Origin of the sequence: Mycobacterium malmoense (assembly GCF_019645855.1) — a bacterium.
In the GTDB taxonomy this organism is placed as follows: domain Bacteria; phylum Actinomycetota; class Actinomycetes; order Mycobacteriales; family Mycobacteriaceae; genus Mycobacterium; species Mycobacterium malmoense.
This window is the reverse complement of record NZ_CP080999.1, coordinates 4696180-4714261: the sequence shown is the minus strand read 5'-3', so window position 1 is coordinate 4714261 and position 18082 is coordinate 4696180. Positions and strand designations below refer to the sequence as shown.

At 66.8% G+C, this 18082-nt stretch carries 21 protein-coding genes; 7 read left to right on the top strand and 14 right to left on the bottom strand.

What is annotated here, in order from left to right:
- Position 1 precedes the first annotated feature (1 nt).
- The 7 genes from K3U93_RS21715 to lmeA all read right to left on the bottom strand — a co-directional run bounded on the left by K3U93_RS21715 (position 2) and on the right by lmeA (position 4010).
- Complete coding sequence (locus K3U93_RS21715; RefSeq protein WP_230981716.1) at positions 2–610, bottom strand: nitrobindin family protein; 609 nt, start codon at positions 608–610, stop codon at positions 2–4.
- 257 nt (positions 611–867) lie between these two features.
- Positions 868–1170: a DUF1416 domain-containing protein gene (locus tag K3U93_RS21710; RefSeq protein ID WP_071510632.1), complete on the bottom strand. Its 303-nt coding sequence runs from the start codon at positions 1168–1170 to the stop codon at positions 868–870.
- Position 1171: 1 nt separating this feature from the next.
- Complete coding sequence (locus tag K3U93_RS21705; RefSeq protein WP_071510633.1) at positions 1172–2014, bottom strand: sulfurtransferase; 843 nt, start codon at positions 2012–2014, stop codon at positions 1172–1174.
- Positions 2015–2042: 28 nt separating this feature from the next.
- Complete coding sequence (locus K3U93_RS21700) at positions 2043–2513, bottom strand: DUF4395 domain-containing protein (RefSeq protein ID WP_071510634.1); 471 nt, start codon at positions 2511–2513, stop codon at positions 2043–2045.
- Between the two features lie 99 nt (positions 2514–2612).
- Positions 2613–2702 carry an Ms5788A family Cys-rich leader peptide gene (locus K3U93_RS25550; protein ID WP_350355542.1) on the bottom strand — a complete coding sequence of 30 codons (90 nt, stop codon included), beginning with the start codon at positions 2700–2702 and terminating at the stop codon, positions 2613–2615.
- A gap of 29 nt (positions 2703–2731) precedes the next feature.
- Positions 2732–3139: a thioredoxin family protein gene (locus K3U93_RS21695; protein ID WP_071510635.1), complete on the bottom strand. Its 408-nt coding sequence runs from the start codon at positions 3137–3139 to the stop codon at positions 2732–2734.
- Between the two features lie 58 nt (positions 3140–3197).
- Positions 3198–4010 carry a mannan chain length control protein LmeA gene (gene lmeA / locus K3U93_RS21690; protein WP_071510636.1) on the bottom strand — a complete coding sequence of 271 codons (813 nt, stop codon included), beginning with the start codon at positions 4008–4010 and terminating at the stop codon, positions 3198–3200.
- Between the two features lie 173 nt (positions 4011–4183).
- Between lmeA and K3U93_RS21685 the strand changes: the two genes are divergently transcribed.
- From K3U93_RS21685 to pstB, 6 genes are all read left to right on the top strand, one after another.
- The gene (locus K3U93_RS21685; protein WP_139796815.1) at positions 4184–4963 is read left to right on the top strand and encodes a winged helix-turn-helix transcriptional regulator; all 780 of its coding nucleotides are present in this window, start codon (positions 4184–4186) and stop codon (positions 4961–4963) included.
- Positions 4960–5910, top strand: a complete 951-nt coding sequence (mshD, locus tag K3U93_RS21680) for a mycothiol synthase (RefSeq protein ID WP_071510637.1) — start codon at positions 4960–4962, stop codon at positions 5908–5910. The genes K3U93_RS21685 and mshD overlap by 4 nt, the downstream gene beginning before the upstream one ends.
- A gap of 158 nt (positions 5911–6068) precedes the next feature.
- The gene (gene pstS, locus K3U93_RS21675; protein ID WP_083009906.1) at positions 6069–7187 is read left to right on the top strand and encodes a phosphate ABC transporter substrate-binding protein PstS; all 1119 of its coding nucleotides are present in this window, start codon (positions 6069–6071) and stop codon (positions 7185–7187) included.
- A gap of 45 nt (positions 7188–7232) precedes the next feature.
- Positions 7233–8270, top strand: a complete 1038-nt coding sequence (gene pstC, locus K3U93_RS21670; protein WP_420915363.1) for a phosphate ABC transporter permease subunit PstC — start codon at positions 7233–7235, stop codon at positions 8268–8270.
- Complete coding sequence (gene pstA, locus K3U93_RS25095; RefSeq protein WP_071510639.1) at positions 8267–9181, top strand: phosphate ABC transporter permease PstA; 915 nt, start codon at positions 8267–8269, stop codon at positions 9179–9181. Before pstC ends, pstA begins: the two co-directional genes overlap by 4 nt.
- 12 nt (positions 9182–9193) lie before the next feature.
- Positions 9194–9970 (top strand): phosphate ABC transporter ATP-binding protein PstB, encoded by a 777-nt coding sequence (gene pstB / locus K3U93_RS25090; RefSeq protein ID WP_071510640.1) that lies wholly within the window; start codon positions 9194–9196, stop codon positions 9968–9970.
- A gap of 6 nt (positions 9971–9976) precedes the next feature.
- Here the strand turns inward: pstB and phoU are convergent, their stop codons facing one another.
- From phoU to K3U93_RS21640, 5 genes are all read right to left on the bottom strand, one after another.
- A complete protein-coding gene (gene phoU, locus K3U93_RS21660; RefSeq protein ID WP_071510641.1) occupies positions 9977–10633 on the bottom strand; it encodes a phosphate signaling complex protein PhoU in 657 nt (218 codons plus the stop codon).
- A 58-nt stretch (positions 10634–10691) separates the two neighbouring features.
- Positions 10692–12761 carry an LCP family protein gene (locus K3U93_RS21655; protein WP_420915429.1) on the bottom strand — a complete coding sequence of 690 codons (2070 nt, stop codon included), beginning with the start codon at positions 12759–12761 and terminating at the stop codon, positions 10692–10694.
- A gap of 319 nt (positions 12762–13080) precedes the next feature.
- On the bottom strand, positions 13081–14214 hold the full coding sequence (gene dusB / locus K3U93_RS21650) for a tRNA dihydrouridine synthase DusB (protein ID WP_083009904.1): 1134 nt from the start codon (positions 14212–14214) through the stop codon (positions 13081–13083).
- 60 nt (positions 14215–14274) lie between these two features.
- Positions 14275–15291, bottom strand: a complete 1017-nt coding sequence (locus K3U93_RS21645) for an acyl-ACP desaturase (protein ID WP_071510644.1) — start codon at positions 15289–15291, stop codon at positions 14275–14277.
- Positions 15292–15476: 185 nt separating this feature from the next.
- Positions 15477–16091 (bottom strand): TetR/AcrR family transcriptional regulator, encoded by a 615-nt coding sequence (locus K3U93_RS21640; protein ID WP_139796814.1) that lies wholly within the window; start codon positions 16089–16091, stop codon positions 15477–15479.
- Between the two features lie 148 nt (positions 16092–16239).
- Here K3U93_RS21640 and K3U93_RS21635 point away from each other — a divergent pair, with 148 nt between their 5' ends.
- Positions 16240–17232, top strand: coding sequence for an oxygenase MpaB family protein (locus tag K3U93_RS21635; RefSeq protein ID WP_230981714.1), 993 nt, complete (start codon positions 16240–16242; stop codon positions 17230–17232).
- A 35-nt stretch (positions 17233–17267) separates the two neighbouring features.
- Here K3U93_RS21635 and K3U93_RS21630 read toward each other — a convergent pair whose 3' ends face one another.
- On the bottom strand, positions 17268–17471 hold the full coding sequence (locus tag K3U93_RS21630) for a zinc transporter Slc39a7 (protein ID WP_071510646.1): 204 nt from the start codon (positions 17469–17471) through the stop codon (positions 17268–17270).
- 43 nt (positions 17472–17514) lie between these two features.
- The gene (locus tag K3U93_RS21625; protein WP_083009902.1) at positions 17515–17925 is read right to left on the bottom strand and encodes an ArsR/SmtB family transcription factor; all 411 of its coding nucleotides are present in this window, start codon (positions 17923–17925) and stop codon (positions 17515–17517) included.
- Positions 17926–18082 lie beyond the last annotated feature (157 nt).

Genomic DNA, 18082 nt, shown 5'->3' with positions numbered 1-18082 from the left:
GCTATCCGGCGAAGCGCGACAACCGCGCCGACAGGTGCGGAACCAGGCCGCCGTCGGCGTCCACCCGTTCCTCGACGTAGGCCAGGTCGCCGCCTTCGACGATGCCGTAGAGCCGCTTGGCGCCGCCGACCAGCAGGCCCGAGCGGCTGCGGGCCAGCGCGTCGGTCACCAACTCCCACGACGACTGGGTGCGTGGCCGCCCGTAGAACAACTCGATATAGCCGGCCGAATGGGCCAACAGCAACTCGATGGCCTGTGACTCGGTCGGATCGTCGGGATCGCGGACAAAACGCCAGAAGCCGGCCTCGCGTAGGCCGGGTTCCTGGTAATCGCCCCTGTCGTCGAGCCGCCAGGACCGGGCTTCCCAGTTCAGATAGTCGCCGCCGTCGTGCGAGACCACGATCTGTTGGCCGAACCGGTAGTCGCCGTCGTGCCCGCGGCCCTCACCCTCGCCGCGCCACACGCCGACGAGGGGCAGCAACGCCAGCAGCGCGTCGTTGAGGTTGGCGCCCTCGCGCAGGTTCGCGGTGTCGGCGGGAACCGGCAGATCGTCGAAGGCGGGGATGTTGCGGGAGGCGGTCACCTTGGCGCGTTCGGCGGCTTGAAACATCCCGGCCACCGCACGGTCGCCGGAGGCCGCAGAACCCACCGGTCCGTCAGGGTCCTCGTCGGGGGTCACGACTCGTCGGTGATGAGCCGGTAGAGCGTGTACAGCGCGAACCATGAGATCAGCACGACCGCCACGACCAGCAGGATCTCGAAGAAGAGCACCACGAGGATGAGTCTATTCGCGGGTGCCGAGCGTCGACTTGTCGGGCTGACCCTCGCAATATCGCCGAACACGTCGACGTTCGGCGAAAGGGTCGCTCAGGCGACCTTGACGTCCACCTCGTGGATGCCCGCGCCGGACGGCGTCACCACGGCGTCGCCGTTGCCGGCCGCCGACAGCGCGCGCACCGTCCAGGATCCCGGCGCGGCGAAGAACCGGAAGTCGCCGGTGGCCGACGCGACCACCTCGGCCGTGAACTCGTCCGAGGAGTCCAGCAAGCGGACGAACGCGCCACCCACCGCCTGGCCGTCACGGTCCACGACGCGGCCGGTGATCACCGTTTCCTTCTCCAGATCGACGCTGGCGGGCAACGTCAGTCCTTGCTTCGGTCCAGAGCACATATCAGCTTCCCAACTCGATCGGGGCGCCCACCAGGGAGCCGTATTCCGTCCAACTGCCGTCGTAGTTCTTGACGTTCTTATGCCCGAGTAATTCCTGCAAAACGAACCAGGTGTGCGACGAACGTTCCCCGATTCGGCAGTACGCAATGGTTTCCTTGGTTCCGTCCAGACCGGCGTCGGCGTACAGCTTGGCCAACTCCTCGTCGGACTTGAAGGTGCCGTCCTCGTTGGCGGCCTTGCTCCACGGGACGTTGATGGCGCCGGGGATGTGCCCGGGTCGCTGGCTCTGCTCCTGCGGCAGGTGCGCCGGCGCCAGGATCTTGCCGGAGAATTCGTCGGGGGACCGCACGTCGACCAGGTTCTTGACGTTGATGGCCGCGATGACCTCGTCGCGAAAGGCTCGGATGCTGTTGTCCGGCGGGGCCGCGGTGTAGGAGGTGGCCGGCCTGTTGACGGTATCGGTGGACAGCGGGCGCCCGTCGAGCTCCCACTTCTTGCGGCCGCCGTCGAGCAGCTTGACCTTGTCGTGCCCGTACAACTTGAAATACCAGTAGGCGTAGGCCGCGAACCAGTTGTTGTTGCCGCCGTAGAGGATGACGGTGTCGTCGTTGGAGATGCCGCGGTCGGACAGCAGCTTGGAGAACTGCTGAGCGTCGACGAAGTCGCGCTTGACCGGGTCCTGCAGATCCGCGCGCCAGTCCAGCTTGATCGCGCCGGCGATGTGGCCGGTGTCGTAGGCGCTGGTGTCCTCGTCGACCTCGACGAAGACGACATTCGCGGCTCCGGGATTGCTGAGATTGCTCTCGGCCCAGTCCGCGGAGACTAGGACGTCGGAGCGTGCCATAGTTGGAATCCTTTCGATCGAATAGGGGCTAAGCGGGTCCGGGAGTGGGTCGAAGACGCGCGACCAGCGGGTAGAGCTGGCAGCCCAGGCAGATGCCGAAGGCCGCATTCAGGAATGCGGCCACCAGCGCGAATGCGGTGGCGATGACGCCCACCAGGAAAGCGCCGGACGCGAATCCGGCAACGCCGACGAGCGCGAAGATCAGACCGACGAGTTGGGCGAACTTCAGCGGCGCGACCGGTTCGCGCTCCTTGACGGGCCCCAGCCGGGGCGCCACGACGCCGGCGAACACGCGCCCATAGGGGTGCCGGCGCGGTCCTGCGATCGCGCCGACGGCAAAGATCACGGCCTGCACACCGAGAACGACCGCGGCCGCCGACGGACTGGCGGCTGAAACGACAAGCGTGAGGACCAGGACCACGGTCGTGACCCAGGCGGCGAACCTGGGCCCGCGGACGTCGACGCGGTCGGGCTCCACGGTGGTGTTGCTGCTCGGCACGGTGCTACTCCTAGAAAGTCTTGTTGCGCAGAAAAGGGGTGGAGGCACGCCGCGGTAGGAATCCGAAGCTGCTCCGAACGCGCGCAAGGGCGCCGCTACTCAGCAGCTACAGCAACAACAACAACCCGCGATGCGGCACAGATCGACTGCGCGACGCTTGGTGAGCATGGGCTCGAGGCGGGTTGACACGTCGGCAAGCTTACCCAATGACACGGCGCTCAAGCCAACAGCGGTTCGAGCGCGGACCGCAGGTCGGCGGCCTTGGGTACCCCGGAAGCCCGGTATCGCTGTCGTCCGTCGACGTCGAAGATCAACGTGGTGGGCAGCGACAGCACCGAAAACCGCCGGGCGGCCGCCGGATTGGCGTCCAGGTCGAGCTCGACGTGGGCCACGTCACCGAGATCCTCGCAGACCTGGCCGACGACTCGACGAACGCGATCGCACGGCCCGCACCATGGGGCGCTGAAATGCACGACGGTCGGCCCGGTGCGGGACAGGCCCAGGTCCGCCGTCTCGGCGTCGGCGCCGTGAATCTCCCGGATATTTCCTGAGCGGCGGGTCAACAGCCATCCCGCAAGGGTTGCCACCACGACCGCCGCTACGGTCGCGACAATGACGGTCATCATGAGCGCCGCTCTCCCCCGCAAGCGGGTGGTGCCCCCACTGCATCGTCGCCAACGCGCATCATGACTGTTTAAACCCTTCGAGGGTGACGGTTACTCCATAGGTGATGCCTTCGATGATGACGTCCGAGCCCCGCGCGCCCACGGTTTGCGGCGCCACCCCGAACGGAAGCCTCTGATCGGGCAGCCTGGCGCCGAAGGAACGGAGCACCGCGTCGCGCTTGTCATCCGGAACGGTCTGGTTGGCGGTGTCGGGTCCAGTGACGATGCCGGTGGGGGTGAACACCAGTGTCGCCGGGTCGTCGGGGGCGATGGACAGATCCACCGAGACGCTGACCCGGCGGTCGAAGTCGGCCGACTTCGGTGTGCCGCTGAATACCAGCCCGTGGCTGCCGGAGATTCCGGATTCGGTGGTGCCGCCGGTGGCGTCGTTGGTTTCCTGGGGCGGTGCCTCAACCATCAGGTCGGTGATGCCCATGTACCGGCCCAGGTGCATCGAGTCGATGATGATGCGGCTCTCCAGCTCACCCACCGGCAGCTTCGCGTCGGGCCCGATCAGCCAGGACGCGTAGGTCAGGTCGATCGAGTGCATCGTGGCCTCGAGGGTGGCCTTGCCGACCACTGCGTGGTCGACGGCGTTGGCCTTGATCTCCAGCTCGTTGTAGTGGCCGCGCATGGCCTGCGGGAGGAAGGGGAAGGCCAGGATGGCGACGAAGGGGTCGGACCCCAGATTCGCCGCTTTGCGCACGCTCGACGACAGGCGGTATTCGGCGTAGATGCTTGTTCCGTAATCGACGCCGACGGCGCCGATGGCGATCGCGGCCATGGCGGCCGCCACTGCGGTCGCACCTATCAGCATCCTGCGCATCCGCATATTGTGGCGCAGCCCGCGACGGTCGCGCCGCCCCGGACCGCCCGGTGGCGGGGTTCACACCGCCTCTACACCGGGCCAAAGCCCAGGTGGCACGTTATCGTTAGATGACCTGGCAACTAACGCCTGGTGGCGTGACGAACTTGGGAGATGCCTTTCCCACGAGCTGGAGGGGCTTGTTGGAGCTACTACTGCTGACGTCGGAGCTGCTTCCCGACCCGGTCCTGCCGTCGTTGTCGCTGCTTCCCCACACCGTCCGGACGGCGCCGCCAGAGCCATCCTCGCTGCTCGAGGCCGGGACCGCGGACGCCGTGATCGTCGACGCGCGCACCGACCTGTCGTCCGCGCGGGGTCTTTGCCGCCTGCTGAGCACGGCGGGCCGATCGGTTCCCGTCTTGGCCGTGGTGAGCGAAGGCGGCCTGGTGGCGGTCAGCGCCGACTGGGGTCTTGACGAGATCCTGCTGCCCAGCACCGGGCCCGCCGAAGTCGACGCCAGGCTGCGGCTGGTGGTCGGCCGCCGCGGCGGGCTGGCCGACCAGGAAAGCGCGGGCAAGGTAAGCCTCGGCGAGCTGGTGATCGACGAAGGCACCTACACGGCAAGGCTGCGGGGCCGCCCGCTTGACCTCACGTACAAAGAGTTCGAGCTGCTGAAATACCTGGCCCAACACGCCGGCCGGGTATTCACCCGGGCGCAGCTGCTGCACGAGGTATGGGGATACGACTTCTTCGGCGGCACCCGCACCGTCGACGTCCACGTGCGTCGCCTGCGGGCCAAGCTCGGCCCCGAGTACGAGGCGTTGATCGGCACGGTACGCAACGTGGGTTACAAGGCCGTCCGGCCCGCGCGCGGCCGACCACCGGTTGCGGAGCCCGCTGAAGCCGACGACGCCGAGAGCGCCGAGTCCGACTCGGAGGATGTGCGCGACCCGCTGGTCGACCCGTTACGCAGTCAGTGACCTCACCCGTCTGGCGCTTTGCACTGACCGCCGAAGAGCAGCGGGAAGTGCGCGAACTCGTCGCGGCGGCAACCGAATTCGACGGGGTAGCGCCCGTCGGCGAACAGGTGCTGCGCGAACTCGGGCACGACCGCACCGAGCACCTGCTGGTCACCGGTTCCCCACCGGGCGCCGCAAGGGACACCGCCAACCCGGTCACCGGCTACCTCAACCTCAGCCCGCCAGGCGACGGAGGTTCGGGGATGGCCGAACTGGTGGTGCACCCGCGGGCCCGCAGGCGCGGTATCGGCGCGGCGATGGGGCGCGCGGCGATGGCTAAAACCGGTGGGCGCAACCAATTTTGGGCGCATGGCACGCTGGAGCCGGCCCGGGCGACCGCCGCCGCGCTCGGCCTGGTCCCGGTGCGTGAACTGGTCCAGATGCGACGATCGCTGCGTGACGCCCCCGGCCCGGTGGATCCGATGCCCGGGGTACAGATCCGCACCTACCGGGGCGCGGCCGACGACGCCGAGCTCCTGCGGGTCAACAACGCCGCGTTCGCCCAACACCCCGAACAAGGCGGGTGGACCGAACTCGAGCTGGCGGAGCGACGCGGCGAACCGTGGTTCGACCCGGCCGGTTTGTTCCTGGCGTTCGGCGCCCCCGACAGCGATCAGGCGGCCAGGCTGCTGGGCTTCCACTGGACCAAAGTGCATCTCGATCAACCGGGCTTGGGCGAGGTCTACGTCGTGGGCGTCGACCCGTCGGCGCAGCACCGCGGCCTGGGGCGAATGTTGACGGCCATCGGTATCGAGTCGCTGGCACGCCGGCTGGCCGGGTCGGCCGAACCCACCGTGATGCTCTACGTGGAATCGGACAACGTCGCGGCGGTGCGCACCTACCGGCGTTTGGGTTTCACCATCCACAGCGTCGACACCGCCTACGCGACGGCGCCCACGGTCAGCTGATTGAAGCCTTGTGGACCCCGATTGTTCACTCTGCATTCATATTTAGACATTTCTGTGGGCGGCACGGGCGCATACTTTCGCGCTGACTTGGCAACCTCCCATTGGTAGACGGCCAGCGGCGCCCGCATGCGTTCGGAGTGCGTCAGAAAGCGAGATCGGTGAGGCTCGACGGAAAGGGCATGGCGCTGGCGGTCGTGGCGTTGGTGATCTGTGTTGCGACCTTGCCCGCCTGCGGCAGCGACGACAACCGCCGCGGCGCCGCGGCGAAAGCGTCCTCGGGGGCCGCCGGTACCGCGGGATGCGGCGGCAAAAACGGTCTGACGGCGGAAGGCTCGACCGCTCAACAGAATGCGATCGCCCTGTTCAACCACGTGTGGGGCCAGGACTGCCCGGGCAAGGCCGTGTCGTACAACCCGACCGGGTCGGGCGCCGGGCGTGAGCAGTTCATCGCCGGCCATGTCGACTTCGCGGGAGCGGACTCGCCCTTGGTGGCGGATCAGATCGGCCCGGCCGCCAAACGCTGCGGCGGAAACCCGGCGTGGGACCTGCCGCTGGTGTTCGGGCCGATCGCATTGGTGTACAACCTGCCGGGCGTGCCGAGGTTGATCGTCAGCGGTGACGCGCTGGCCAAGGTCTTCAGCGGCAGGATCACGGTCTGGAATGACCCGATTCTGGCGGCGCTCAACCCCGGTGTCGCGCTGCCCGACACCAAGGTGGTGCCGATCTACCGGGCGGACTCGTCGGGAACCACCGACAACGTGCAGAAGTACTTGACGGCCGCCGCGCCGCAGAGCTGGACCAGAGGGGTTGGCACCGAGTTTCAGGGCGGCGTCGGCGAAGGGGCCACCAAGTCGGCCGGTGTGATCCAGGCCGTTCGGGCCACACTGGGCGGCATCGGATACGTCGAGAAGGGCTTCGCCGATCAGGCCGGTGTGCCGTACGCCCAGATCGACACCGGCGATGGCGTGGTGCCGCTCACCAACGACACGGCCAGCAACGCCATCCAAGCGGCCGGCTTCGTCGCCGACGGCAACGACCTGGTGCTGGACCTGAACTCGATGTTCACCACCCAGCGGCCGGGTACCTACCCGTTGGTGCTCGCCACCTACGAGATCGTGTGCTCCAAGGGCTACGACGCGGATACCTCCGCCGCGATCAAGTCGTTTCTCACGGTGGCCGCCACCGACGGGCAGAGTGGCCTGATGTCCGCCGGGTACATTCCCCTGCCGGATAAAGTCAAGGGGCGATTGGTTACCGCGATCAATGCCATGCAGTAGCCAGTGGTTTTCCAGGAGCGACAGCAGGACTGCGACGGGATCACAGTGACAACGCCAAATCCCTCCGCCGCGGGTTCGGGTGCGGTCGTTGCCGCGCCCTTTCCCGAGTCGCCGGTGGTGCCGATCAGCCCGTGGGGGCGTGCCCAGCCACGCGTGGGGGACAGGTTATTTCGCTGGCTGGCACAGGGATCGGGTGTCCTGATCGTTGTCCTGATCGCCGCGATCGGCGGATTCTTGTTGTTGCGCGCGATACCGGCCTTGAAGCGCAATCGAGAGAACTTCTTCAGCTACGGCGGCAACTGGGTCACCACCGACACCTCGGCGATGCACTTCGGGATCTTCGAGCTGGCGCAGGTGACCGTGTTCGTGTCGCTGTTCGCGTTGATCCTGGCCATGCCGGTCGCGCTGGGCGTCGCCATCTTCATCACGCAGTACGCGCCTCGGCGGGTTGCCGGACCGCTGGCCTACGCGGTCGATCTGCTGGCCGCGGTGCCCTCGATCGTTTACGGCGCGTGGGGCCTGTACGTGCTGGCGCCGCAGCTGCGCCCCGTCGCGACCTGGCTGAACCGCGCCATGGGCTGGTGCTTCCTGTTCGCCAGCGGCAACGCGTCGATGGCCGGGGGCGGCACCATCTTCACCGGTGGGATCGTTCTGGCGGTGATGGTCCTGCCGATCATCACCGCGGTCACCCGCGAAGTGTTCGTCCAGACACCGCGGGACCAGATCGAGGCCGCACTGGCGCTCGGCGCCACGCGTTGGGAAGTGGTCAAGACGACCGTGCTGCCGTTCGGGCGATCCGGCTACATCAGCGGCGCGATGCTGGGTCTGGGCCGCGCCCTGGGTGAGACGGTCGCGCTGCTGGTCATCTTGCGGGGCACCCAAGCGGCGTTCGGCTGGTCGTTGTTCGACGGCGGCTCCACCTTCGCCACCAAGATCGCGGCCACCGCGTCGGAATTCGACGACCGGTACAAGGCGGGCGCCTATATCGCCGCCGGGCTGGTCCTTTTCGTGCTTACCTTCCTGGTCGACGCCCTGGCGCGCGGCGCGGCCGCCGGAACCGGGAGCACCAGGGGCGGCCGATGACGTCGATGTTGGACCGCCCGCTCAAGGCGCGGGCATTTTCGGAGCCCGGCCGGCGCCGGCGGGTCGCCAACACCGTCGCGACCGTGCTGGTGACGCTGTCGATGGTGGTCGCCGTGACGCCGCTGTTGTTGGTGGTGTGTTCGGTAATCGCCAAGGGCTTCACGGCGATTACGTCCACGGTGTGGTGGACGCATTCGCAGGCGGGCATGACGGCGTTCGTGGCCGGCGGCGGCGCCTACCACGCGATCGTCGGCACCTTGCTACAGGGACTGGTGTGCGCCATAGTCTCGATCCCGATCGGCATCATGGTGGCGATCTACCTGGTCGAATACGGCGGCGGCACCCGGCTGGGCAGGCTGGCCACATTCATGGTCGACATCGTGTCCGGTGTGCCGTCGCTCGTGGCGGCGTTGTTCATCTACGCGCTGTGTGTGGCGACGTTGGGACTACCCCGTTCCCAGTTCGCGGTGTCGCTGGCCCTGGTCCTGTTGATGCTCCCGGTGATCGTGCGGGCCACCGAGGAGATGCTGCGGATCGTTCCGGCAGACCTCCGTGAGGCCAGTTACGCGTTGGGGATCCCGAAGTGGAAGACCATCGCCAGGATCGTCATTCCCGCCGGGCTGTCCGGCATCATCACCGGGATCATGCTGGCAGTGGCCCGAGTGATGGGTGAGACGGCTCCGCTGCTGATCCTCGTCGGTTACTCCCAGTCGATCAACTACAACGTCTTCAGCGGTTTCATGGGGTCGCTGCCCGGCATGATGTACGACCAGACGTCGGCCGGGGCGGGCGTCAACCCCGTTCCCACGGATCGGTTGTGGGGCGCGGCATTAACCCTCATTCTGGTGATCGCCGTCATCAACATCGGGGCCAGGGTGATCGCGAAAATCTATGCCCCCAAGAAGTCGTAGGCAGGAGCACTAGTGGCCAAGCGGTTGGACCTCAAAGCCGTGAACATCTACTACGGGCCGTTTCACGCCGTCGCGGATGTGACGCTGTCGGTTCTGCCCCGCAGCGTGACAGCGTTCATCGGTCCGTCGGGGTGCGGTAAGACGACCGTGCTGCGCACGCTGAACCGGATGCACGAGGTGATTCCCGGCGCCCGGGTCGAGGGCAGTGTGCTGCTCGACGATCAAGACATCTATGGCGCCGGCATCGACCCGGTCGGTGTGCGCCGGGCGATCGGAATGGTGTTCCAGCGGCCAAATCCGTTTCCCGCCATGTCGATTCGCGACAACGTGGTCGCCGGTTTGAAGCTGCAGGGCGTGCGCAACCGCAAGCTGCTCGACGAGACGGCCGAATACTCGCTGCGCGGCGCGAACCTGTGGGATGAGGTCAAGGATCGGCTGGACAGGCCCGGCGGCGGGTTGTCCGGGGGCCAGCAGCAGCGGCTGTGCATCGCGCGGGCCATCGCCGTGCAACCCGATGTGCTGCTGATGGACGAGCCGTGCTCCGCGTTGGACCCGATCTCGACGATGGCCATCGAGGAACTGATCAGTGAGCTGAAGCAGGACTACACGATCGTCATCGTGACCCACAACATGCAGCAGGCCGCCCGGGTGAGCGATCTGACGGCGTTTTTCAACCTGGAAGCCGTCGGAAGGCCCGGCCGGCTGGTCGAGATCGACGACACCGAGAGGATCTTTTCCAACCCGACCCAGAAGGCGACCGAGGACTACATTTCCGGGCGGTTCGGCTGACGCGGCCTATCTCTTGTCCTCTTCGGGGAGCGCGCCGGTCGCCTGGAAGATGACGCGCCGCGCCACTTCGACGGCATGGTCGGCGAAGCGCTCGTAGAAGCGGCCCAGCAACGTCACGTCGACGGCCGCCGCCACGCCGTACTTCCATTCCCGATCCATCAGCACCGAGAACAGGTGTCGGTGCAGATCGTCCATGGCGTCGTCTTCTTCGCGGATCCGGGCGGCTTTCTCCGGGTCGCGGGACAACACCACCTCTTGTGCGGCATTACCCAATTCGACTGCGACCCTACCCATTTCGGCGAAATACCCATTGACCTCTTCGGGCAACGCATGCTGGGGATGCCGCCGGCGGGCGATCTTGGCGACGTGCAGGGCCAGCGCCCCCATCCGGTCGATGTCGGCCACCATCTGGATGGCGCTCACGATGGACCTGAGATCACCGGCGACCGGCGCTTGTAACGCCAGGAGCACGAAGGCGCTCTCCTCGGCGCGGGCGCTCAGCGCCGCGATCTTTTCGTGGTCGGAGATGACCTGCTCGGCCAGCACCAGGTCGGCCTGCAGCAGGGCCTGCGTTGCCCGCTCCATGGCGATCCCGGCCAGCCCGCACATCTCGCCGAGCCTTTCGGACAACTCCGAGAGCTGCTCATGGTAGGCGGTTCGCATGCTGCCAAGCCTACGGTCTCGACGCCGAAAACGGGCGGCGCAGTGCGGCCAAAATTGTTTACTCGCAGGTGGTGTCGGCGGCGTTGGTCACCGTCAGATCCTCGGGCAGCTTGGTCGGTGCGCTGCCCGAGCCGCGTTCTATCTGCACGCTGATCGACGAGCCGCTGGGCGCCGGAGCGCCAACCGAATTGAAGTCCGGGCCGAGCACCACCTGAACGACTTGCCCGTAACCGGAAATTCGCTGAACCTTCGCATTGGCGAACGACGACGCCACCGTGGCGGCGGCCTGTTCGTTGCCCGGCGAGAACAACACCGTCGTCCTGTTCACCGAACTCGGATAGTCGTCCGGCGTCATGACATTGAAGCCGTTCCGCTTGAGCTGGCCGGTTGCGGTCGTGGCCAGGCCACTCTGCGTGGTCGCGTTGGATACCCGCACCGTGACATCTTGCGGCGAGGTCGTCGTGACCTGCTGGCGCAGCGGCTCGGGGGTCGCGATGGGGCCCGGCGCCTTCTTGGTGGTGGGCGCCTTGGTTGAGCCCGAGCCCGCCCCCGAGGTGGGGGAGGTCCCGCCCAACGGCTTGGCGTTCTGGTCGTTTTCCTGCGGCAGCGGATCGTCGTTGATGACGGCATCGAAAAGCGCCCGCATGTCGGCCATGCGGGGCGGCTCGTCGCCGTTCTCGTCGGTGACGCCGGTCGGGACGGTGACGAACGTGATGTGCCCGGCCGCCATTCCCTGCAGCGACTGACCGAGTTGGACCAGGTCTTTCGTCTTGACGTTGTCGACGTAGGCGTCGCCGATGAACATGTTGACGACGTTGTTGAGCTTGTTGAGGTCGAACAGCGTGTCCGCGGAGATCAGCGAACGCAGCAGCGACGACAGGAACAGTTGCTGGCGTTTGATGCGGCCGTAGTCACCGTTGGTTTCGGTGGTGACCTGGCGGGCTCGCACGTAGTTCAACGCGGTCGGCCCGTCGACGACCTGGCGCCCCGCGTGTTCCAGGACGGTGCCCAGTTCGTAGTCGTGCAGCGGGGCGCTGGTGCACACCTCGACGCCGCCGAGAGTGTCGACCATTCGCGCAAATCCGGCGAAGTCGACGGCGATGAAGCGGTTGATGCTCAACCCGGACAGCTTCTGGATTTCCTTGACCAGACATTTCGGTCCGCCGAAGGAGAAGGTCGAGTTCAGTTTGGTCTCGGTGTAGACGATCCTGGGACCCAAGGTCCCGTTCTTCTGGTCGTAGATGGGTCCGTACTTGCCGGTGTCGGGGTTCCAGGCTTCGCACTGCATCGGGGTGATCGCCAGGTCGCGGGGGAACGACACCACCACCACGCGTTTGCGATTCGCCGGGATGTTGACCAGCATCACCGTGTCCGACCGGGCGCCATCGGCGTCCTCGGTGTCGCCGGCGCCCATGTTGGCGTTGTCCCCAGAACGGGAGTCCATGCCGACGATCAGGAAGTCTTCGTCGCCGTACTGACCGTTGGGGTCACGGATGTCGTCCGAGTGCGGATCGAGCGCGCTGACGAAGTTGAGGCGGTTGTTCTTTGACGTGCTCCATTGCCATGCCCCACCGGTCAGGACCAGGGCCAGCACGGCAAACAACGCCGCCAGCGAGCGCGCGGCCAGCAGTATCGGCCGACGGCGGGATTTGGTTTCCGGCTCGCGGTTCTTCGTGGCCCCCTTCGGCGCCCGGGACGCCGGTACTCGGTGGATCCGCCCCGGTCGCCGCCGGTGCGACCCGGTCGATGCCTCGATTCGGTCGGCCTCGGTCTCGTCGCCATCCGGGTGGGCGGCCTCGAGGTCGGGAAGCTCCGAGACGACGTCGAGCGAATAGGCCGGGGTGTCGATGACTTGCGTGTCCTGCTGGTCGACGGGCAGGTCCGGCGCATCCTCGGCGGGTTCGGTGTCGGGGGCGACATGATGGTGGCTGGGCCGGTCCGGGGTCGGGGCGCCGACCTTGGCAATCAGGTCAGCGACGGTGAGTTCGCCGCCGGTGTGGCATCCGGCCTTCTCTTCGCCGCCGGCGTCGGGTTCGTCGGGTTCGGCGAGGGGCGGCTCGGACTGCCAGCGGTGGAGGCTGTCATCGCACGGCGGTTCCGAGAACCGCTCCCACGGGGCTGCGGCCAGCGTCGGCTGCGGGTCCGGGGTGATCGGCTGGCCGTTGCCCACGCGCGGCAGGCGCTGACGGTCGAGAGTGGCGTCATTCCCACCGTCACCCATGTCCTATCGGCCTCCGAAGCTCTGATGCGAACGGTTAGGCATGTCCGTGCCCACATGTCAGCGCAGCGCTGGCGTTATCAGCGCTGCAACCCGAGCTACCCGCGGGTGGCACGGTGCTGTCGCGCTCTTGCAGCGGCACGAGGTCGGCCGCCGCCAAAGCGCACTGCGGCAAGGCACACATCGTACTGAGTTATCGCCCCAGATGCGATTTCGAGCCCGCCTCGGTTCAGCCGCCCGATCCCATGATCTCGGCTCCGGCCGGCACCGTGCAGTCGTCCGGGTCGGTCAGCCAGCCTTCCGGCAGGGCCACGCGGGCGGGCGAACCCTGTCGGCCGCGGGGGCCGGTCGCCGCCTCCGGAAACGGGACCGCGCCGTCCAACCGGTCGAGCAGACGATCGAGTTCATCCAGCGTCTTGACCATCGCCAGCGCTCTTCGTAACTCGGATCCGGCGGGGAAGCCGTGCAGGTACCAGGCGACGTGCTTGCGGATATCGCGCATGCCTTTGTCCTCGCCGAAATGCGCGGCCAGCAACCGGCCGTGCCGGCGGACGATGCCGGCGACCTCGCCGAGCGTGGGCGGGACCGGGGGCGGGCCGCCGGTGAACGCGGCCGACAGCTCGGCGAACAGCCACGGCCGGCCCAGGCACCCCCGGCCGATGACGACGCCATCGCAGCCGGTGGCGGCCATCATCGCCAAGGCGTCGCTGGCATCGTAGATGTCGCCGTTGCCGAGCACCGGAATCGTCCGCACCTGCTGCTTGAGCCGCGCGATCTGTTCCCAGTTGGCGGTGCCGGAATAGCGCTGCGCCGCCGTGCGGGCATGCAAAGCGACCGCGGCGGCGCCCTCGGCTTCGGCGATGCGGCCGGCGTCCAGGTGGGTATGGTGCTCGTCGTCGATGCCGATGCGGAACTTCACGGTGACCGGGATGTCGCTGCCTTCGGTGGCCCGCACGGCCGCCGCGACGATCTGCCCGAACAGCCGCCGCTTGAACGGCAGCGCCGCCCCACCACCACGCCTGGTGACCTTGGGCACCGGACAGCCGAAATTCATGTCGATGTGGTCGGCCAGGCCCTCGTCCGCGATCATCCTGGCGGCCGCGTAGGTGGTCGCGGGGTCGACGGTGTAGAGCTGCAGCGAGCGGGGCGACTCGTCCGGGGCGAACGACGTCATGTGCATGGTGACCGGATGCCGCTCGACGAGCGCACGCGCCGTCACCATCTCGCAGACGTACAGCCCGCTGACCGTGCCGACCTTGGACTGCTCCAATTCACGACACAGCGTCCGGAACGCAACGTTGGTCACGCCGGCCATCGGGGCCAGCACAACCGGGCTGGCGAGCGTGATCGGACCGATGCCCAAGACCGGGCTGTGGCGATCGCAAGCGCGGCGGAGCGGGGCGCAGCGGGTCGACACGATGGACTAACGGCGGCTCATCGCCAGCTTACCCGCGGTTTTATGCAGCTCGTATGCGGTGACCCTCTTGCCGGTACGCTCTTCCCGCTCGAGTTGGCGCTGCTTGGAAACCTCGAACTTGTCGCAGGCCAGCTCGAGTTCCTTGATCAGCAGGGCAAGGTCGTCGCGCAATTCGGCTGCCTCACCGGTGAAGTCCTCGCGCTCGAAGATGCGCCACTTCTTCAGCACCGGCATGACGACCTCGTCGAGGTGGATGCGCGGGTCGTAGACGCCGCCCATGGCGATGATCACGGCCTTGCGCCGGAACTCGGGTACCTGGAAGCCGGGCATCTGGAAGTGCCGCAGGATCAGGTGCAGCGACTTCATCGCCTGGTTGGGGACGAGGTCGAATGCGGCCTCGCTGACGTCGCGGTAGAAGATCATGTGCAGGTTCTCATCGGCCGAGATCTTGGCCATCAGCTGGTCGGCGATGGGGTCGTTGCAGGCCTTGCCGGTGTTGCGGTGCGAAATCCGGGTGGCCAGTTCCTGGAAACTGACGTAGAGGACGGAGTGGGTGAGGGTCTCGGCGAAGTACTCGCCCTGGTGGTTCTGGCCCGGGCTGAAGCCCCGGTTGACCACCTCGATGCGAAGTTTCTCCAGCTCGACGGGATCGACCGCGCGCGTGACGACCAGGTAGTCGCGCAGCGCGATGCCGTGCCGGTTCTCCTCGGCGGTCCAGCGGTTGACCCACTGCCCCCAGGCGCCGTCCATGCCCATGTTCATCGCGATCTCGCGGTGATACGACGGCAGGTTGTCCTCGGTGACCAGGTTCTGCACCATCGCCACCTGGGCGACATCGGAAAGTTTGCTCTGCTCGGGGTCCCAGTCCTGCCCGCCGAGGGCGTAGTAGTTCTTGCCGTCCGACCACGGGATGTAGTCGTGGGGGTTCCAGGGCTTGTGCATGCTCAGGTGGCGGTTGAGGTACTTCTCGACCACCGGTTCAAGTTCGTGCAACAGCTGTAGGTCGGTCAGCTGGGCTGACATGGGCCCTCCAGTTATCTGTGTCGACGGGTAGCACTCAATATATCTGTGTCTCTCAGTAGCATCAAGTTTGTGCCGTGGCGCGGCACGTCACGGTTGTCCATCGTTGCGGGCGCCCGGCCGGGGACGCCCGCTCGGTGCATGAGCCCACCGGCCGGGGCTTGCCGGTGGCGGCGAAAACGAAACCGCTACTCGGATTTCGCCTGGTCAAGCGGGGGTACATACGGGGCCGCCGTCGTGAACAGCATATTGACGCAGTAGTCGATGAACTGCTTGCGGGTGGCCCCGAGCTGTCCGTTGAGATATGCGGTGAACAGGCTCGACAGGCCGCCGACCAGGCTGGTGGCGATCATTTTCTGCAGGGTTGGATCCCCGATTTGGGACAGCTTGCGCTGCAGCAGATCGATGAAGGTGGGCATCCACTCGGCGCCCGACCGGGTCAGCACCGGCTCGACGGCCGGCGCCAGCAGCAGCACGCGCCCACGCACCGGGTCGTCGACCATCAGCTCGACGAATTGTTCGACGGCCTCGCGCGGGGTTTTCGCCGAGGTAAGGGTGTTCATCGCCCGCGTGCAGACGTCGTCGTAGACGGCCCGCACGAATTCGTCACGGTCGGAAAAGCTTTCGTAGAAGTAGCGTTCCGTGAGCGCGGCCTTGCGGCACACCGCGCGGACGGTCAGCGCGGGTCCGGCTTCGCTGCCGAGCAATTGCACGCCGGCGGTGACGAGATTGTCGCGGCGGAGGGCGAGGCGGCTCTCCAGGGGGACGCCGGTCCAACGGCCCCGTCGTTGACGCGTCTGCACATCACTCCTAAGCTCGAAAGTGACAACGCATGTAGTCAGAATTGCCGACGCTTACAGGAATCCAATAGTGACTCAACATACGTCCGCGGCCCACCCGCTGACCAGCGGCCGAGCCGGTGGCGGCCCAACGACCGCTAGCGGGGAGGCAATTCCTGGCCGGGCCCCGAATGGCTCCAACAGCGTCGCCGGCGGCTGTCCGGTGTCGCCGCTGGGCTACGAGGCGCCGCCCATCCCGCTCGGCCCGGAGTCCTTGACATGGCGGTACTTCGGGGATTGGCGCGGCATGCTGCAGGGTCCGTGGGCGGGATCCATGCAGAACATGCACCCGCAGCTGGGCGCTGCAGTCATCGACCACTCGACGTTCTTCCGGGAACGCTGGCCCCGCCTGCTGCGCTCGTTGTACCCCATCGGGGGAGTGGTTTTCGACGGTGACCGCGCCCCGATCACCGGCGCCGAGGTGCGCGACTACCACATCGCCATCAAGGGCGTTGACGAACAGGGCCGCCGCTACCACGCGCTGAACCCCGACGTCTTCTATTGGGCGCACGCCACGTTCTTTGTCGGCACTATTCATGTGGCCGAGCGGTTTTGCGGCGGGTTGACCGAAGCGCAGCGGCGCCGGCTCTTCGACGAGCACGTCGAGTGGTATCGCATGTACGGCATGAGCATGCGACCGGTGCCGGCGTCCTGGGAGGATTTCCAGGTCTACTGGGATCATATGTGCCGCAACGTATTAGAGAACAACCGGGCCGCGCGTGCGGTCCTCGACCTGACCGAACTGCCCAAACCGCCGTTCGCGCAACGAGTTCCGGATTGGCTATGGGACGCGCAGCGCAAACTACTGGCCCCGTTCTTCGTGTGGCTCACCGTCGGCCTCTACGATCCGCCGGTGCGTGAGCTGATGGGCTACCGATGGTCGCGCCACGACGAATGGCTACACCGACGCTTCGGCGACTTCGTCCGTGTCGTCTTCGCCTGCGTGCCAAGGCGATACCGCAAGCACCCACGGGCCCGAGCCGGCTGGGATCGTGCGAACGGGCGAATCACTGTCGACGCGCCGCTGGTGCAGACGCCGGCACGCAACCTGCCGCCGGTGGACGAGCGCGACAACCCAAAGCACTACTGTCCAAAGGTCTTTTAGCCCACTTGAGGCCCGGCCGCCGACAACCTGTCGCGTTATGCGTGGGCGTGGCTGTGAACGCCTTCCAAACCGGGCTGGTGCACGTGCCGATGGGTGTGCTCGGTTCCGTCTTCGTGGGTGTGGGAGTGCTCGTGTGTGACATGGTCGTGCTCGTGCGTGGTGTGCGCGTGCGTGTGGGCCACGTCGGCATGGTGGTGCTCGTGCGCGTGCGGCGCGTCATGGGTGTGTTGTTCGGTCATGGTGTCCTCTCCCGGTGCGAAATATGTTGTTTTTCTTAGTCATTCAGCCGGGCGCTCGACGTGCTCGGGCGCCGGGCGGTGACGATGAGTCGGCGACTGCCTTCAGCCCGCTGTCGCCGCGGTGATGACGGGGCACCCCGGGTCCGGCGTGTTCGGCGTTGCAGACCGCGTCGATGACGAGCTGGCGGACGTGGTCGTTCTCCAGGCTGTAGAAGATCGTGGTCCCGTCCCGGCGGGTGCGCACCAGGCGCGCCATCCGTAGCTTCGCAAGGTGCTGGGAAACCGAGGGGGCGGGCTTGCCCACGTGCTCGGCGAGTTCGTTGACCGACATCTCGCGATGCGTCAGCGACCAGAGCACCTGCACGCGGGTGGCGTCGGCCAGCATCCGGAAGACCTCGACCACCAGACCGGCCTGGTCGTCGGGCAAGCGGCCTTCGCTATTACCTGCATGCATACGCAGATAGTAGCGAAGCGATCGGTACTCCTGCAAGGTTGGTAGCTTCAGCCCTGGGAGACGACCGTCGACACCGCCCTCCGCGACGTTCTGACGGGCCAGGTCGATCGTCCGCTGCGTACAGTTCGGAGGGGTAGTCCTACAGGGTCGGGAATTG

What these genes read in the sequence shown, in the direction of transcription:
- K3U93_RS21715 (WP_230981716.1), bottom strand. Translation starts at nt 610, where the DNA reads ATGTTTCAAGCCGCCGAACGCGCCAAGGTGACCGCCTCCCGCAACATC.
- K3U93_RS21710 (WP_071510632.1), bottom strand. Translation starts at nt 1,170, where the DNA reads ATGTGCTCTGGACCGAAGCAAGGACTGACGTTGCCCGCCAGCGTCGAT.
- K3U93_RS21705 (WP_071510633.1), bottom strand. Translation starts at nt 2,014, where the DNA reads ATGGCACGCTCCGACGTCCTAGTCTCCGCGGACTGGGCCGAGAGCAAT.
- K3U93_RS21695 (WP_071510635.1), bottom strand. Translation starts at nt 3,139, where the DNA reads ATGATGACCGTCATTGTCGCGACCGTAGCGGCGGTCGTGGTGGCAACC.
- lmeA (WP_071510636.1), bottom strand. Translation starts at nt 4,010, where the DNA reads ATGCGGATGCGCAGGATGCTGATAGGTGCGACCGCAGTGGCGGCCGCC.
- pstA (WP_071510639.1), top strand. Translation starts at nt 8,267, where the DNA reads ATGACGTCGATGTTGGACCGCCCGCTCAAGGCGCGGGCATTTTCGGAG.
- phoU (WP_071510641.1), bottom strand. Translation starts at nt 10,633, where the DNA reads ATGCGAACCGCCTACCATGAGCAGCTCTCGGAGTTGTCCGAAAGGCTC.
- K3U93_RS21645 (WP_071510644.1), bottom strand. Translation starts at nt 15,291, where the DNA reads ATGTCAGCCCAGCTGACCGACCTACAGCTGTTGCACGAACTTGAACCG.
- K3U93_RS21630 (WP_071510646.1), bottom strand. Translation starts at nt 17,471, where the DNA reads ATGACCGAACAACACACCCATGACGCGCCGCACGCGCACGAGCACCAC.
- K3U93_RS21625 (WP_083009902.1), bottom strand. Translation starts at nt 17,925, where the DNA reads ATGCATGCAGGTAATAGCGAAGGCCGCTTGCCCGACGACCAGGCCGGT.